Here is a 15,709-nt window from a genome sequence, read left to right on the forward strand (position 1 = left end):
GGTTACATGCTGATGAGCCAGGTTAGGCTCTTGCCCCCAGAGCAGGGCGGCACTATTCCCGCGATCGCCCTAACGGCTTATGCTGGAGAGCTTAATCAGCAGCAGGCGCTAGCTGCTGGTTTTCAGCGGCACGTCACCAAGCCGGTTGAGCCTCAAAATCTGATTAGGGCCATTACGTCACTTAGGCCCCTTCTCCGAGCACATCTATAGGGTCAATCAGTTGAATCAGGAGTGTTACACAGCTGACTAAAATCCATGTTTCCCTTAAAAGCGTTCACGGTTTCTCTTTGAGTGCGTTAGGAACCTCTTCTATCAACTTCGCTTGAGGGAGCATAATTAAAGGGATTGTAATGAGAACAGAGCAATACCAAAGCGAGCACAAGTTGAGGTTTGTGTTCAATGGCCTTAAACGAGTTGAGGGTAGGGTGGGTTGATTAGTTGTCTGCGTGCCTAGCTAGCCTATCTGTCTCACGCGCAGCTATTCGATCAAGCTTTGCTGAGCCAAATTTTGCTGACTGGCCATCGCATTTGCCCGAGGCTAAGCTTGTGTCGATTTTGCGGCGGCATTATGCCGACCCTCATCGTTCGGGGCGAGGGCGTCTAAGTCAGCTTTGCGCTTTGCGCCTGCCTCCAGTGCTGCTGCCTCGCGGTCTACGTTTTCATACTATGCAGCCCCAAGTGCTTTAATACCGTCGGCCAGCTCTGCCAGCGTGGGCTGAGAATGCTTGCGTGTGGTGATGGATCCACATGCCTATGATCTTGCGAATGCGTCTTCAATGCGCTCTATGGGTGGCCTTGGGGAAAGAGAAAAGCCCGCCTGCTCGGTTGTGGGCTGTGAGCAAATTTACTTGCCTCTATGGCAGCCAAAGCGAGAAATTATGAGTCGCGGGTGTAGCCCTTTGGTATATGTACTTTTTTGATGCCGACGATGTAGCGACTGAATGAGTTGATGGCTCGGTGACATATATCGGGTAAGGCACTGGCTGATGACTTGGGCATTAACAGAGTGTAAATGAAAGTGACGATCGCAGAACTTACAAACAGAGCTTTTAGAAAGAGGTAATTGTCATGGCTTGGAAAAAGTTGAGCGATATTAGCGTAGGAGATGCTTTTGTAATGCCAAAAGGCGAATTTTACAATCACCTTTTAATTGCTGTTCATGACAACGGCGATTGGACAGTAAGGTCGAAGACCTTGCAAGGCAACCAGCAGGAAAGTTTGTGGAAAGCGGAAGAGCTTACGAGCGATGAGTGGTTTTGGGTTGAGAGAATAGGTTGAGTCGAGGGAGACATTTACCGCCTAGGCTATTTGGCCCATCCCCCGCTGCCGATCCCACTAAGCGGGGCACCATAAGCGCACAGCGGCGATCGCATGTTTGCGTAGATGCAAGTCTCAACCCCCACCGGCACCGCTGGCCGGTGGGGGTTTTGTTTCGAGTGTCGATTAGCTATTCACCCAGCCCAGGTCGTGGGCCTTGATCATAGGGTCGCTATGGGCCACAAGCCACCCTTCCGTTTCCCAGCCAATCAACTTGGACTCTTCACCACTAGCCTGGTCAAACAACGCCTCTAGCTCTTCCAGTTCCGCAAGGTTGCCTGTGCTAGTCGTGATAATATCAATGGCTCTTTGGTGTAGGGCGCCGACTCCTATGCGTGGTTCTTCAGACTAGGTAATCATGGCGGTGATTTGAGGATTGGGCGAATCTCAACAGGCACTATCCCACCGCCCATCCCTCAGTTTTTTCTGCCTTCATGCGATCGTATTGGGATGACATGACTAGGCCATCTAGTTCTCTCATCAACGCTTCAGCAGTACCCGTGTCCCCATCATTCGCAGCTTGAGTGTAGGCGTCTAGCAAAATGCGAAATTCGTTGATTATCATTTGCCACCCTTCTTAGTACAGCGTCAGGTTGATTTCTCCGACTATGGGGTAACACTCGTAATTATTGAGCAGCCACGACCAAACGGCAGATTTTCTGGGGCACTAAAGCAGACTCAACTGCCGCACCTTGGGATAACCCACTTCGACCGGCACCGCTGGCGATCGCCTTCCTAACCTGGGGCACCATAGGCCGACAGCGGCGATTGCCATATCACAATAGATAGCACTCTAAGAGTGAACCCCCACCGGCACCGCTGGCCCGTGGGGGTTTTGTTTTGGGCGGCGGCTGAATTAGATAACAATTAGTACATTTATGCCTGCTTGGCCGCTTAAGGCCCAAGCTAAAAGCAGCAGGGGGCATTGTTGTAGAAGAGAGTTAAGCATGGAGATTGTTGCCAATGGCGCGATCGCGGCGGCGTATTTCATCATTCCCCTAACGCTGTTGCCGCTGCTGCTCAAGGCCAAGCGCGATATTTGGCTCAACCTGCTGCTGATGATGATGTTCATCTTTAGCTGCGGCATCGGCCACACCCTCAGCGCCATGAACCTGCACAACGCCCTCTGGCACTGGGTAACGGCGGGCATCTCGTGGGCGGCGGTAGTGGCCTTACTGCGAAGCCAAACCCGCCTGCGCTACCTGGGCGAAACGTTTAGCTTGCTAGAGGCCACCTGGGAGCAGGCCCTCACCGGCAAGCTGCTGTTCGAGCGCACAGGCGACGACCTCAAGGTGCTCAAGCTCAACCCCGCCGCCACGACAATCACCAAAAACTTGCTCCAGCCAGGTGAGCGCCTCTGCGAAAAAATGCCTATTCATCGGCAGCAGGTCTACCCCTATCGGGTGTCGCTCATCGACCTTTACCTGGCAGCCCTTGAGTCGGGTGAGCCCAAACGGCTGGAATACCAGTACAAAGGCGAAATTTCGGGCTGGTACATGACCCTAGTGACCCCACTCTCCCCAGAGTTGCTCTACATGACCTTTACGGAGGTGAGCGGTGTGATCCACGACCCGCTCACGGGCCTTTACAACCGCCGCGTGCTGGAGATGGAGATAGAAGCTTGGGAGGTGTGCCTCTTCATCGACCTCGATCGCTTCAAGCTGATCAACGACCAGCGGGGTCACTACCTGGGCGATGAGCTGCTCAAGGCCGTGGCTACGGTATTGCAAGACCATGCGCAAACCCACAACGGCATTGCGGTGCGCAACGGCGGCGACAAATTTTTGCTGCTGCTGCCCGCCCCCAACGCCGACTCTACCGAACCCTGTCCCATCCCGGCTGCGATCGCCGAAGACGTGCTGAGCGATGTTCTCGCCATTGAGGTTGAAGGAGCCAGCATTAGTGTCTCTATTGGCGTTGCCAGCGGCACCATCAACGCCTTTGACGTTGATGCCCCGATTAACCGACTGCTGCAAGCCGCCGAGACCGCTATGCGCGAGGCCAAACGCAACCGGCGCTCGAACTTGCCTCAGCACCGTATACAGGTGTGGAATAGCACCCTGGCTCGACGACGGCTGCGCCAAATGACCCTAGAAGCGTACCTAGAACAGCGCAGCAGTGAGCTGGAGTTTTGGCTCGCCTACCAACCCATCTGCCACATGCAAACTGGCGCCATTGTCGGGGCCGAAGCCCTAATTCGATGGGATTCGCCCCATCTGGGTTCGGTAGCGCCGTCGGAGTTTATTCCGGTGGCCGAGGCAACGGGGCTGGTACACCGGATTAGCGACTGGGTGCTTTGCCACGCCCTAGAGCAGCTAGCCCAGTGGCAAGAGATCTCGACTGAGTTCAATCTTTCCATCAATATCAGCCCCCTAGAGCTGGAAGACGACGACTTTTTAGACCGCATCATGCAGCGGGTAGCGGGGGCAGGTATTGCCAGCAACCGCTTTGGTATTGAAATCACCGAGCGGGGCATCTACAGCAACCTGGAGCGCTACCTGCAAAGCCTGCAAGAGCTGCGCGCTATGTCGCTGCGGCTCAAGGTCGACGACTTTGGCACGGGGCAATCGGGTCTGGCCCAGCTCTTGCAGTTTCGCTTTGATGAAGTCAAAGTCGATCGCTACTTTATTCCCGCCAACGCTCAAAATTTAGAAAAAGTGGCGATCTGTCGGGCGATCGCTAACCTGGCGGAGGGCGTTAACTTTGACCTGGTGGCCGAGGGCATTGAGCATGCCGAGCAGCGCAATCTCATGCTGGGGCTGAACTATAACTACGGTCAGGGCTATCTCTTCTCGAGGCCAATGACGGCGCAGAACCTGACGACGCTGCTACGGGAGGGGACGTGTTTGGCTGCAGGGGGTCAAGTGAGTAGGTGAGTTGACATCGATAAGCCGAGTGCTCAATGGCCTTAACCTACTAAGGCTTGTGGGTTGGATAGTTGTCTGCGTGCGCAATCAGCCAATCTGGCTTACCCCACGCCTGTACTCACGAAAGAGCTGCCGCGAGATTGTGATGCTGCTTTGCGGCGCGGGGCAACTAGACTGGGCCATTAAGCGGCTTGATCAGGTGCGTACCATAGTAAAAATGTGGCAAAACTTTCTAGCTATCCACCCGGATCCGGATAATATACGGAAAGTTTCCAGCAATTTGGCGAATTGAGGCAGATATCCCGAAGGTTTATACCTATCCACCTTGATAGGGGCAACATGTGGAAACTATCTCTCTAATAAGATTGTTAGGCGTCGCGAGGCGGGCCGTTGCCCCCCGAACTGTACCTCGCCTTCGATAGCTTCCTCGGCCCCACGGATGCCAGCTTCTTCTGGCCGCTATTCGGCGATGACGGTCCGGTCGAAATGAACTAGTTCTTTCGCGGAGACGATCTGTTCTCCAAGAGCTGGTTTCGGAGTGCCTGTTCTTTGGAGATAATAGCTGTGGGCCTCAGTATATCTCCTTGGATAGAGAGAAGAATCTATACCAGGTGGTATAGCTATGAATGCAATTTAATAGTAGGTTTCTATGCCTGCAATTGAGCAGTCAGGACTGGCAGCCTTGGTACGAGAAACGCGACAGCGGCTTGACCTCTCACAAGTCAAATTTGCTGAAAAGCTGGGAGTTTCCTTTCAAAGTGTGAATCGTTGGGAAAACGGACGCACAAAGCCGATGCCAATTGCATTGAAGCAGATCGAATTGCTACTGCAGCAGATGGGGGAACAGGGCACAGACCTGCTGGCTCAATACTTTAGGAAACCGCAGCAATGACAAGTTCAGTGCAGCGTAAGTCTGCCAACTCCATTTTTGCGAACGGTGGCGAAATGGGTGAGTTGATGAGATCGCTCGATTGGTCGCAAACACCCGTTGGGTCAGCGCAGTCTTGGTCACAAAGCCTCAAATCACTGGTCAAGACCTTACTCACCTCGCGCTATCCCATGGTGCTGACTTGGGGAGCCGAGTTCACGCAGTTTTACAACGATGCTTACTCCCAGGTAATTGGGGATAAGCATCCAGCTGCCTTAGGAACGGACATCCGGGAAACACTGGCAGAAGCCTGGGATACGCTCGGACCCATGATTCAACGGGTCATGGCAACAGGGGTCGCAAACTGGACTCCAGCACTGCCGCTGGTTCTAGAACGCGCCGGGTATCGAGAAGAGTCTTACTTTAGCGTCTCCCATGCCCCTGCTGAAGATGATGAGGGGCAGATTGTGGGCATGCTGGCGGTTTGTAGCGAGGTGACGCAGCAAGTTTTAGGAGAACGGCGACTCCGCCTGTTGCGAGATCTGGCTGCCCAAGCGGGTGAAACACGCAGTGTGCAGGACACGTGCCAGGATTTGATGACGGCGATCGCGGCGCATGCCTTAGACGTTCCGTTTGCACTCCTTTATCTAAGAGAGTCGGAGGGTAGGACGCTCACCCTACAAGGGACAGTAGGTTTAACAGTAGACGACCAGCTTTGTCCCCATTCGATCGATTTAGCGACTGATTCAGCAACCCGTCACCCACTTTGGTCGTTTGCGCCAGCAGCGGCTGGTGAGACTGTTCTAGTGGAAGCATTGGATCACCACATGACAGTACCCGGAGGTCCGTGGAATGAGCCAGTTCACACCGCTCTGATGATGCCGATTGCCTCCTCAAGTCAAACTGCGCCGTTAGGGGTTTTGGTGGCTGGCGTGAATCCCAATCGGGCGCTCGATGAGGGCTACCGCTCATTCTATGAGTTGTTAGTTGGACAGGTTTCCGTATCGATCCGCAATGCCCAGGCGTATGAGGAAGAGCGCCGTCGTGCCGAAATGTTAGCCGAACTTGATCGGGCAAAGACCGCCTTTTTTTCTAACGTCAGCCACGAGTTTCGTACCCCTTTAACGTTGATGCTCAATCCTCTAGAGGAGGTGCTGCAAAGTAACCAGTTGCCACCTGCTGAACGAGAGCAAATTACGCTCGCCCAGCGCAACGCCCAGCGGCTACTCAAGCTCGTCAATACACTGCTTGACTTCTCGCGGATCGAAGCCGGACGCGCACAGACACGTTTTGAACCCACAGATCTCGCCACTTATACCGTTGAATTAACCAGTTTATTTCAGTCTGCAATTGAGCAAGCAGGACTGCGATTGATCCTGGATTGCCCCGCTTTGCCCCAACCCGTAGCTGTGGATCGCGATATGTGGGAGAAGATTGTGCTGAATCTACTCTCGAATGCGGTTAAGTTCACTTTTGAGGGAGAAATTACGGTTTCACTGCATGCAGTGGGCGATCAGGTGGAACTGGTCGTGCGCGACACAGGCCTGGGCATTCCTGAAGCCGAGCTGCCCCGATTATTTGAGCGATTTCATCGAGTTGAAGGGGCCCGGGGACGTACGTTTGAGGGCACTGGGATTGGGCTATCGCTGGTGCAAGAACTGGTGCATTTGCACCAAGGCACGATCGCAGTTAAGAGCACCCTGGGTCAGGGCAGCACGTTTCGAGTCCAGTTACCAATCAATTCAACGCTTGTTGTGCCCACACAGAGCGTTGGCGCAGCCTCAGCTTTAGAGATTCACTATCCCGACACTCAAGCTCAACCGACGGATGGTGCAACACCCTATGTGCAAGAGGCATCCAGCTGGTTGCGCGGGAACGATAGAGTAGATGCGCCTTCCTCCCCCCTCTCCCCCTCTTCCTCGGCTTCCTCACCCGCTCGCATCTTTCTCATCGATGACAATGCTGATATGCGAAATTATCTGCACCGCGTCTTGGGCGAGTTTTATCAGGTTGAGGTGTTCACCGACGGATTAGCCGGACTTAACGCTGCCCTCGCTTCAACTCCCGATTTAGTCCTCAGCGATGTGATGATGCCCGGGATGGACGGGTTCGAGTTGCTTAAGCAATTGCGACACAACCCACAAACCCGCGAAATTCCAATTCTGTTGCTGTCTGCCCGTGCTGGAGAAGAAGCGGCAGTCGAAGGGTTAAGTGCCGGAGCTGATGACTACCTAGTCAAACCCTTTAGCGCCCGCGAACTGTTGGCACGAGTCGCTGCAAATGTGGAACTGGGGCGAGCGCGTCAGGCTGCGGCTCGTCACCGCTTCGACCGGGTATTGTCTTCTATCTCTGATTTTATTTACACCTTTGATTTGGCAGGGCGGTTTACGTATGCCAACCAACCGCTGCTTGACCTCTGGCAAAAACCATTGGCAGACATTGTCGGTAAGACCTTTTCTGACCTGGATTATCCACCCGAATTAGCCGATCGCCTTCAGCAGCAAATTCAACAGGTCATCACCACACGCCAATCGCTCACAGACGAAACATCCTACACCAGTGCTTCGGGTACAAGGGTCTATGAATACATTTTCGTGCCACTCTTAGATGCAGGTGGCGCAGTCGAAGCTGTGGCAGGTACGGGGCGTGACATTAGCGATCGCAAACAAGCTGAAGCCATCATCACCACTGACCTTGAAAATACTCGGCTCTTGCGCGACTTGAGCGCACGACTGATCGTTGAAGACAATATTCAGGTGCTTTACGACGAAATTATGGCGGCTGCCATCACGCTGACACGCGCTGATGCCGGTACCGTTCAGCTCATAGACAACGCGACGCAAGAGCTAGTGTTGCTTGCATCACAGGGCTTTGACCAAACAGTAACTGACCATTTTGATCGAGTGAATGCCAGTTCAAACACCTCCTGTGGCCTTGCCTTGCTCGGGGGTACCCGCGCCTTCATTGATTTTGATATGCCAGAGTGCGCCGACCCCTGTGGTGCTTTACGGGTACATGTCAACGCGGGCTATTGCTCTGCCCAGTCCACGCCACTGCTCTCCCGTTCCGGCAGACCAATTGGTATGGTTTCCACCCACTGGCGCCAGCACCACCGTCCGACTGCACGAGAACTCCGTTTTCTGGATCTGTTAGCGCGTCAAGCTGCCGATCTGCTTGAACAGCGCCAGACTGAAGCGGAACGCGGACAAGTTTTAGAACGCGAACAGGCCGCACGCAAAGAAGCAGAACGAGCGAACCGCATCAAAGATGAATTTCTCGCCGTGCTGTCCCACGAGTTGCGCTCACCTCTGAATCCGATCTTGGGTTGGACCCAGTTGCTGCAAACCGGCAAACTCACTCCCGCCCGTCAAATGGAGGCCTTAGCCACGATCGAGCGTAACGCCAAACTACAATCACAATTGATTGAGGACTTGCTCGACATCTCCCGCATCATGCAGGGCAAGCTCACGTTAACAGCGGCTCCAATTAATTTGGCCTTTGTCATTGCTGCTGCCGTTGAGACTGTGCAGTTAGCGGCAACGGCAAAAAATATTCAAATCACGCTTGATCTTGACCCAAACGTTGCTCCGGTTTCGGGCGATGCGGCCCGGCTGCAACAAGTCGTCTGGAATCTGCTCACCAATGCGGTCAAGTTCACAGACTATGGCGGGCAGGTGACGGTCCAGCTGAGGCAAGTTACTGCCGAAGGCAGTTTGAGCCGTGCGATGGCCCAAATTCGAGTCATCGATACGGGAAAGGGGATCAGTCCGCAATTTCTGCCCCATGTGTTTGAGTATTTTCGGCAAGAAGATGGTTCTACGACGCGCAAATTTGGCGGTCTAGGGTTAGGTCTAGCGATCGTGCGGCAAATTGTGGAACTCCACGGCGGTACAGTAGCGGCCGAGAGCAGCGGTGAGCATCAAGGTGCAACCTTTATCGTGCGGCTACCAGCCCTGCAGCAGGCAACGCCAAACCTCCCTAAACAAAACCAGCCTCAATCCGCTTCAGAAACACGGTTAGACAACGTGCAAATTTTGCTCGTTGAGGACGATACCGATACACGTGAGTTTCAGACTTTCCTGCTAGAGCAGCACGGGGCAACCGTAACAGCTGTTGCTTCAGGTGTAGAAGCATTGCGAGCCTTGGAGCAATTTATTCCAGATGTCATGGTCAGCGATATTGGTATGGCAGAGATGGATGGCTACGGGCTAATGCAGCAGATTCGCTCGCGTCTACCCGCTCAGGGCGGGACGGTGCCAGCGATCGCGCTCACGGCCTATGCCGCCGATATTGACCAAAGAAGAGCCCTCGAAGTTGGCTTTCAAACCCACTTGACGAAACCGTTGGAACCAGAACGATTTGTCAGCGAGATTGTAACCCTGCTCAAGCCCAAGCGAGTGTAGAAACTGTGCCTCGTCACAAGCGGTGCCACTTTGGCTCGCTCTACTAGCTCGAGCTGCGAGTGTCAAGTAAAGACAGGGTAGTCTCGGCTAGTTGCCTGCGCGCATAACTAATCCACAGGGGGGCTGACATAGCTGAGTGCAATGTCGACAAATTTTGGAACGTTTCACGAAAGAGCTGCCGCGAGCTCGTGATGCTGCTCTGCGGCGCGGGGCAACTATCCTGGGCCACAGAGCAGCCTGATCGAGGTTCCTCCCAGGTGTCGGGGTCTTAGCTTTCCTTCCATTAGACCGAAATAGTCCCGGGTTGATGTGAAGGTAAAGATAATTGGTGCGATCGCGGCTGGATTTGAAGGGCTGGCTATACTGAATTTTTTCTGCCTAATCACCCTTATGAGGCAATTAGGCAGACGATTTTCCATCTAATTCCCCCTGGAGGCGGATTAGGCTGACAATTTTCCACCTAATCACCCCTGTAGGGATATTAGACAAGAATTTTCTCTCTAATAATGAGTTAGGCGTATTTTCTAATTATTCTTTAACTAAGCCCTAATTAAAATTATGCAGATTCATGATTACGTAAAACGGGGAGATTTCACAGGAGTAGCGCAGCAGATAGCTAGCGGCGTTGATGTTAATGCTGTAGAAGCATATTCTTTGCAGACCCCATTAATGTGTGCAGTAGCTAGTGCAGATGCAGACATCCATATGGTTCTATTTCTTGTAGATAGCGGTGCTGATGTCAACGCAGTTGGGGGGGAATCTCAAGATACAGTGCTTAGCTTAGCACTGTATGCAGGAAACTTAGATAAGATTCGGTTCCTTCTAGATGTTAGCTCAAACATTCACTACCAAAGACCAGGTGGCTATGATGCGCTGATTGATACTATGCATGGTCGAGACATCTCAAACGATGAGAACTTAATACCAGTTTTAAATTTGTTAATTGAGAGAGGTGCCAAAGTCAGTGGTGTCAGCAGTTATGGAGAGTCTGCACTTGGAGGTGCCTCAGGAGCAGGGAGATTTGATGCTGTCAAGGTTTTACTAGCAGCAGGTGCGGATCCTACTCAACTAGAATGGACTAAGTTAATGTATGAAATTGCCCTAGGAAGTTTAGACGGAGTAAAGGCGTTAATTGCTCAAGGTGCTGATCTTTGCGCGCGTGACTATTGGGACAGAACACCTTGGCTCTTAAGCCTTCAAGTAGGCGACTTGAAGAAAGCAAAGTTTCTCCTTCTGTCAGGAGCAGATCGAAGCGATCGGGGACCTTGTGGGAAAGCACCACTGATGTACCCTATCACACATAATAGAGCCAACATCCTAGAATGGTTGATTGAAGAAGGATTTGATATTGAAGCTACGGATGACTTTGGTACTACCCCTCTCATGGTGGCAGCAGAATGCAATGCTACTGACTGTGTAGATATCCTTCTCAAGAATGGTGCAAATCCATCTCGTGTCAACAACAAAGGTGAAGCAGCAATTAAGTTGGCTAGTAATCTTCACATTGTAAGGATGCTTGTTCAAGCTGGTGAAGATCTTAGCGATATTGGTTATGAGGCTCGTCAGCTTCTTCTAGAAATTCATCATGGTTTGCCACAAGTATCCCATGAACAATATTTAACGGGAAAATATCGACGATTTGGCAAGTCTAATCCAGAACTAATGAAAGTCGATTTTTGGGAGGCAATGGTTCGTTGTGGCACGACTGCCTATGCAGCACGAGTTGCCTTTGATGACACCGAAAACTTGAGTCAACCGGTGTGGTGTCATCAACGATTTGGCGGAACAATTACAGAGTTGCAAGATGGGAGAATTGTAGAAATAGCTGGCGAGCATGAAGACTCTTATGATTCTGACTTCTGTATATATAACGATGTTGTAGTTCATCAGGGTAACGGCATCTTTAAAATTTTTGGTTATGCTAAGGATATTTTCCCTCCAACTGACTTCCATACCGCGACATTAGTTGAAAACTATATATACATTATTGGAAATTTAGGTTATCAAGGTGAAAGAATCTATAACGAAACACTAGTTTATCGACTTCGCTGTGACACATTTAAGGTAGAAAAAATTGAGACAACTGGAGATAAACCCGGATGGATCAGTCGTCATAAAGCTTGCTACAAAGAACCCAACAAAATACATATCGCTGGCGGCAAGATTGCTATCTTGATGAGCGACGATGAGGAATATATTGAAAACTTATTAGATTACACTTTAGACTTAACGAACTTGAGATGGAGTCGCACAGCTGCCTAACCAACGCTTGCACCGGACGGTTTTGTAGTCCGCTTGGTTGCATTCTAGACGTCCTGCCGTCGGTGAAGCTAGCCGTTAGCCAGCAGTCCTTGAGCAAAGCATCAGCTAAACAACAACAGTGGAGCAAAGGTGTATTGTTTCCAGTGAATTTTCTTCCCCAATCAACTGAGCGACTGGTTCTACGTCGGTTTGCAGATCTCGATCTAGATAATTTTCTTTCCTACCGACAAGATTATCAAGTCGCTCGATTTCAAAGTTGGTCGATGTTACCTTATAGTGAAGCGAAATCCTTCATCAAGGAAATGCAAACAGCAGTAATGGGAATACCAGGTGAATGGTTTCAAATCGCGATCGCCCGCAAGCAATCCAACTTGCTCCTGGGTGACATTGGAATACAGATTTATACTGAGAATCCGGCAGTCGTAGAAATTGGTTTTACTTTGGCTCGTGAAGAACAAGGTAAAGGATATGCACAAGAAGCCGTTCAAGCTCTGGTTTGTTCAATATTTGAACTTGGATACATTAGCCAGATCGTCGGTATAACTGATATGCGAAATGAACCGTCTATTAATTTGCTTAGACGCTTGGGAATGCATTTAGTGCGATCGGATGAGGTGGAGTTCAAGGGAGAATTGTGTATTGAGCAAACATTCGAGTTAAGAAGAGAAGATTGGTTACTGCACAAAGCAGGCTAACCCTACGTTGGAGCGGATGAAATCAAACTCTTTGTACGGAATTCAAGATTACTTACCACCGCCAAACTTGGTCGTTAACCTGTTTGCGCTTCGGGTTTTGATAGCCCTTGCAGAATTCTTGAGGAGTATTCAAGATTTGGCTATTGAAAAATAGCCTGTGTGGTAAGTGCGAGCGTCGATTTTATAGTGCGATCGCAACCTTGTAGGGTGCGTCATGACGCACCTTTGATTATGAGGTGTAGCCACAACCAAAATGACTGACAAATAAAAATAACAACCCTATTCTGAATATGTGAGCAACAAACCTATCGCATTGCTAAGGTAACCAATGAGCACTCCTGAATCGAATCTTCCTTTCCAAGTCACGCAAACCGTCTCGCGCGGTGGCACGACCATCGAGCTTTTAGAATACAAGCCACTGGCAGGCAGCGAAAACTTTGCCATTGCTGAGCAGCTTTACACGCTTAATCGGGCGGGAGTACATCTGCGACAGTTGCGTATCCGCCTCGACAACGATGCCGTTCGCACTGAACCTGGAGCGCTGCAATTCCTCAAAGGTCGGATCAGCATGGAAAGTTCGACGGGCGCAGGCAGTGGCGTTGGTAGCTTCATGAAAGGCGCAATCGCCGCTGCCCGTACAGGAGAAACCATTTTCAAGCCGCTCTACCGAGGCACAGGCGAAATTTATCTGGAGCCAACCTTTGGGCACTACTGGCTGATGCAGCTTAACAACCAAACGCTGTACGCCGATCAAGGTTTGTTTTGCTGCTGCGAAGATGCAATAAAAGTCGAGGCACACAAAGTCGAGAGCTTCTCGGCACGAGTGGCAGGCGGAGAAGGTCGCTATCAAACCAAAGTCAGCGGTGCAGGCATTGTCGTCTTTCGCATTCCCGTTCCTCAATCTGAAATTCTTTCCCTGTCGCTCAATAACGAAACGCTTCAGGTAGACGGTTCATTTGCCCTGCTGCGTACTGAAGGCGTACGATTCAGCGTCGAGCGAGCTTCTAATTCGTTTTTAGGAGCCATTACCAGCGGGGAAGGGGTGCTGCAAACATTTCAAGGAACTGGCAAAGTGTGGGTTGCTCCCACTCAGCCAGTGTACGATCGCATGAGCTTTCCAGCCGCCGCTCCAACGATGCTAGCCACTCGATAAACATAAGTGCGATCGCAATCTTGGGCGTTGCTGAATTGAAATATGATTCCTCGATCGCAATGCTTTCTAAGAGGGCGAACAACCGTTCGCCCCTACGCCCCTTCATCTTCATGTTCAGCAATGCCGCATAATTAATGCGCTGAATTACCTGCCGATTGGTGGCAAAGCGATCGCTCGGCAGATGTTGGGTGCTTGCTAACCGAGCGGTATTGTGGCTGGGCTCTTGACTAGCCCAATGCCGCTAATCATCATTATTTGAGCCTGACTGAGCAAAAGCTGTCGGCCCTAGTGAACTGCGTGTATCAGCCTAGCGCCAGAGGACAAAAGGGTTAATTGCCGGTATTGTCGGCATGGTCGAGAGGGGTAATTGTTGTGATTAAGTTGCTGGTTCGTCTAGCTATAGGGGTGCTGTTTGCCCTCTTTGGGCTGTTCAACTACGTCACAACCGTGTCAGAAAATCCAATCACAGGAGAACGCCAGCGCGTCGCGTTAACCCCTCAAGAAGAGGTTGTTTTAGGCCAGCAGGGCAGCCAGGAAGTGGTGCAATCGTTTGGCGGACTGCACGCAGATCCGGTCTTGCAGAGCTATGTGGATCAGGTGGGCCAACAGGTGGTGAGCCGTTCCGCTGCGGCCCAATCGCCCTACCCTTTTGAGTTTTACCTGTTGAATGACCCCGACACCGTCAATGCCCTAGCTTTGCCGGGAGGACAAATTTTTGTCACCACTGGTCTGCTCCGCCAGCTAACCGCAGAATCTCAGTTAGCAGGGGTGTTGGGCCATGAGATTGGCCACGTCATTGCCCGCCATGGCTCAGAGCACCTGGCCCGGCGGCAGCTAGGGGTGGCTTTAGTCAACGCGGTTGGGGTAGCGGCCAGCGATGATCCCACCAGCGGTCAGCAGGCAGCGATGATTGCTCAGGCCGTGAATCAGCTCATCAATCTGAACTATGGGCGGCAGGATGAGCTAGAAAGCGATCGCTTGGGCTTTGACTTCATGACGGCCGCCGAGTACAACCCCGAGGGACTGGTGGAGCTGATGGAGATTTTAGATCAGGCGAGTGAAGGGGGCCGACCGCCAGAGTTTCTCAGCAGCCACCCCAATCCGGGCAACCGAGTTGAACGTTTAGAGGCGCTCATTCAAGAAACCTATCCCCAGGGAGTGCCCCCAGCTTTAGAGGAGGGCCAACAGAACTTTTCTGAAACCGTGCCGCCCCGTTTAAGCTAACTCCGTGAGGTCAAAATATGGACTACGTACAGCTGTATTGGATTCTTGTGGGGGTTATGGCTCTGGGGGCTGTGGGTGAACTGATTCCTGGCATGCCAGGATCGAGCCTGATTCTGTTGGCAATTTTGATTTGGTCAGTCATCACCCAGTTCGCAGGGATTGGCTGGCCCATCTTGATTGTGTTTGCCATGCTGATTGCCAGTGCCGCTATTGAGTTCTTAGCGGCCTACTGGGGCGCTAAGCAGTTTGGGGCTAGCAAGTGGGGCCAGCTCGGGGCATTGATTGGCCTAGTGGTTGGAATTGTGGGACTGCTGCCTGCCTTGCCGCTAGGCGGCCCCATCTTAGGAATCCTGATTGGTCCCTTTATAGGAGCCTTTTTAGGAGAATACCTGACCCGAAAAGAGCGCGACGGGGAGTCTAAAGCTAAAGTTGCCCTGAAAGCTAGCCTAGGCACGGTAGTCGGCTCTCTGCTAGGCAACTTAATTGACGGACTCCTGGCAATTGTAGCCGTTATTGTCTTTGTTCTGAGCACCTGGCCCCTGGTAGCAAGTCTGCCATAGTGCTTTTACTTAATGTTCACGGTCTTCAGCTACTGGCGTTGCTGATTCCAGGCATGATTACCCCACCCTGCGGGAAGAGCAAGCTATACATCCCCAGCCCTTCTCCCAACGGAAGAAGGGAGCCGAACGTCTTGTTCCCTCTCCTTTGGGGAGAGGGCTAGGGTGTAGCTTGCTGTCCGCAGGGTGGGGCAATTTTGACGAGTCATACACTCATCCAGCAACGCCCAAATATATTCGTCCGAAATAGACAAATGTGCTGAAATCACACGACCCGTACTAGCGAGTGAAGGAGGAATAGTTGCCTGCGCGCGCAGCTATCCAGTCAATACAAAGGAACTAAATTGCCCCAAATCGCAGACT

General features: G+C 51.7%; 10 protein-coding genes and 1 pseudogene. 10 read left to right on the forward strand and 1 reads right to left on the reverse strand.

Translation table 11 applies throughout. From position 1 onward, the window contains the following. Both H6F75_RS27915 and H6F75_RS26510 read left to right on the forward strand, forming a co-directional pair. Positions 1–210: pseudogene (locus tag H6F75_RS27915) on the forward strand (hypothetical protein); the annotation flags it as partial. A gap of 858 nt (positions 211–1,068) precedes the next feature. Next, positions 1,069–1,278 carry a hypothetical protein gene (locus H6F75_RS26510; RefSeq protein ID WP_190756199.1) on the forward strand — a complete coding sequence of 70 codons (210 nt, stop codon included), beginning with the start codon at positions 1,069–1,071 and terminating at the stop codon, positions 1,276–1,278. Between the two features lie 436 nt (positions 1,279–1,714). Here H6F75_RS26510 and H6F75_RS26515 read toward each other — a convergent pair whose 3' ends face one another. Then, the gene (locus H6F75_RS26515; RefSeq protein WP_190756201.1) at positions 1,715–1,882 is read right to left on the reverse strand and encodes a hypothetical protein; all 168 of its coding nucleotides are present in this window, start codon (positions 1,880–1,882) and stop codon (positions 1,715–1,717) included. A 382-nt stretch (positions 1,883–2,264) separates the two neighbouring features. Here H6F75_RS26515 and H6F75_RS26520 point away from each other — a divergent pair, with 382 nt between their 5' ends. The 8 genes from H6F75_RS26520 to H6F75_RS26555 all read left to right on the forward strand — a co-directional run bounded on the left by H6F75_RS26520 (position 2,265) and on the right by H6F75_RS26555 (position 15,349). Next, positions 2,265–4,193, forward strand: a complete 1,929-nt coding sequence (locus H6F75_RS26520; protein ID WP_190756203.1) for a bifunctional diguanylate cyclase/phosphodiesterase — start codon at positions 2,265–2,267, stop codon at positions 4,191–4,193. A 640-nt stretch (positions 4,194–4,833) separates the two neighbouring features. Then, positions 4,834–5,076, forward strand: a complete 243-nt coding sequence (locus H6F75_RS26525; protein ID WP_190756206.1) for a helix-turn-helix transcriptional regulator — start codon at positions 4,834–4,836, stop codon at positions 5,074–5,076. A 167-nt stretch (positions 5,077–5,243) separates the two neighbouring features. Beyond that, complete coding sequence (locus H6F75_RS26530; protein ID WP_242020376.1) at positions 5,244–9,455, forward strand: ATP-binding protein; 4,212 nt, start codon at positions 5,244–5,246, stop codon at positions 9,453–9,455. A 558-nt stretch (positions 9,456–10,013) separates the two neighbouring features. After that, complete coding sequence (locus H6F75_RS26535; RefSeq protein ID WP_199304153.1) at positions 10,014–11,717, forward strand: ankyrin repeat domain-containing protein; 1,704 nt, start codon at positions 10,014–10,016, stop codon at positions 11,715–11,717. Between the two features lie 62 nt (positions 11,718–11,779). Then, positions 11,780–12,412, forward strand: coding sequence for a GNAT family N-acetyltransferase (locus tag H6F75_RS26540; protein WP_199304154.1), 633 nt, complete (start codon positions 11,780–11,782; stop codon positions 12,410–12,412). A gap of 328 nt (positions 12,413–12,740) precedes the next feature. Next, complete coding sequence (locus H6F75_RS26545) at positions 12,741–13,565, forward strand: AIM24 family protein (RefSeq protein ID WP_190756210.1); 825 nt, start codon at positions 12,741–12,743, stop codon at positions 13,563–13,565. 372 nt (positions 13,566–13,937) lie between these two features. Next, the gene (locus H6F75_RS26550; RefSeq protein ID WP_190756212.1) at positions 13,938–14,789 is read left to right on the forward strand and encodes a M48 family metalloprotease; all 852 of its coding nucleotides are present in this window, start codon (positions 13,938–13,940) and stop codon (positions 14,787–14,789) included. Positions 14,790–14,806: 17 nt separating this feature from the next. Next, positions 14,807–15,349, forward strand: coding sequence for a DUF456 family protein (locus H6F75_RS26555; protein ID WP_190756214.1), 543 nt, complete (start codon positions 14,807–14,809; stop codon positions 15,347–15,349). The last annotated feature ends 360 nt before the right edge of the window (positions 15,350–15,709 follow it).

The organism is Nodosilinea sp. FACHB-131, from assembly GCF_014695395.1.
Classification (GTDB): Bacteria; Cyanobacteriota; Cyanobacteriia; order Phormidesmidales; family Phormidesmidaceae; genus Nodosilinea.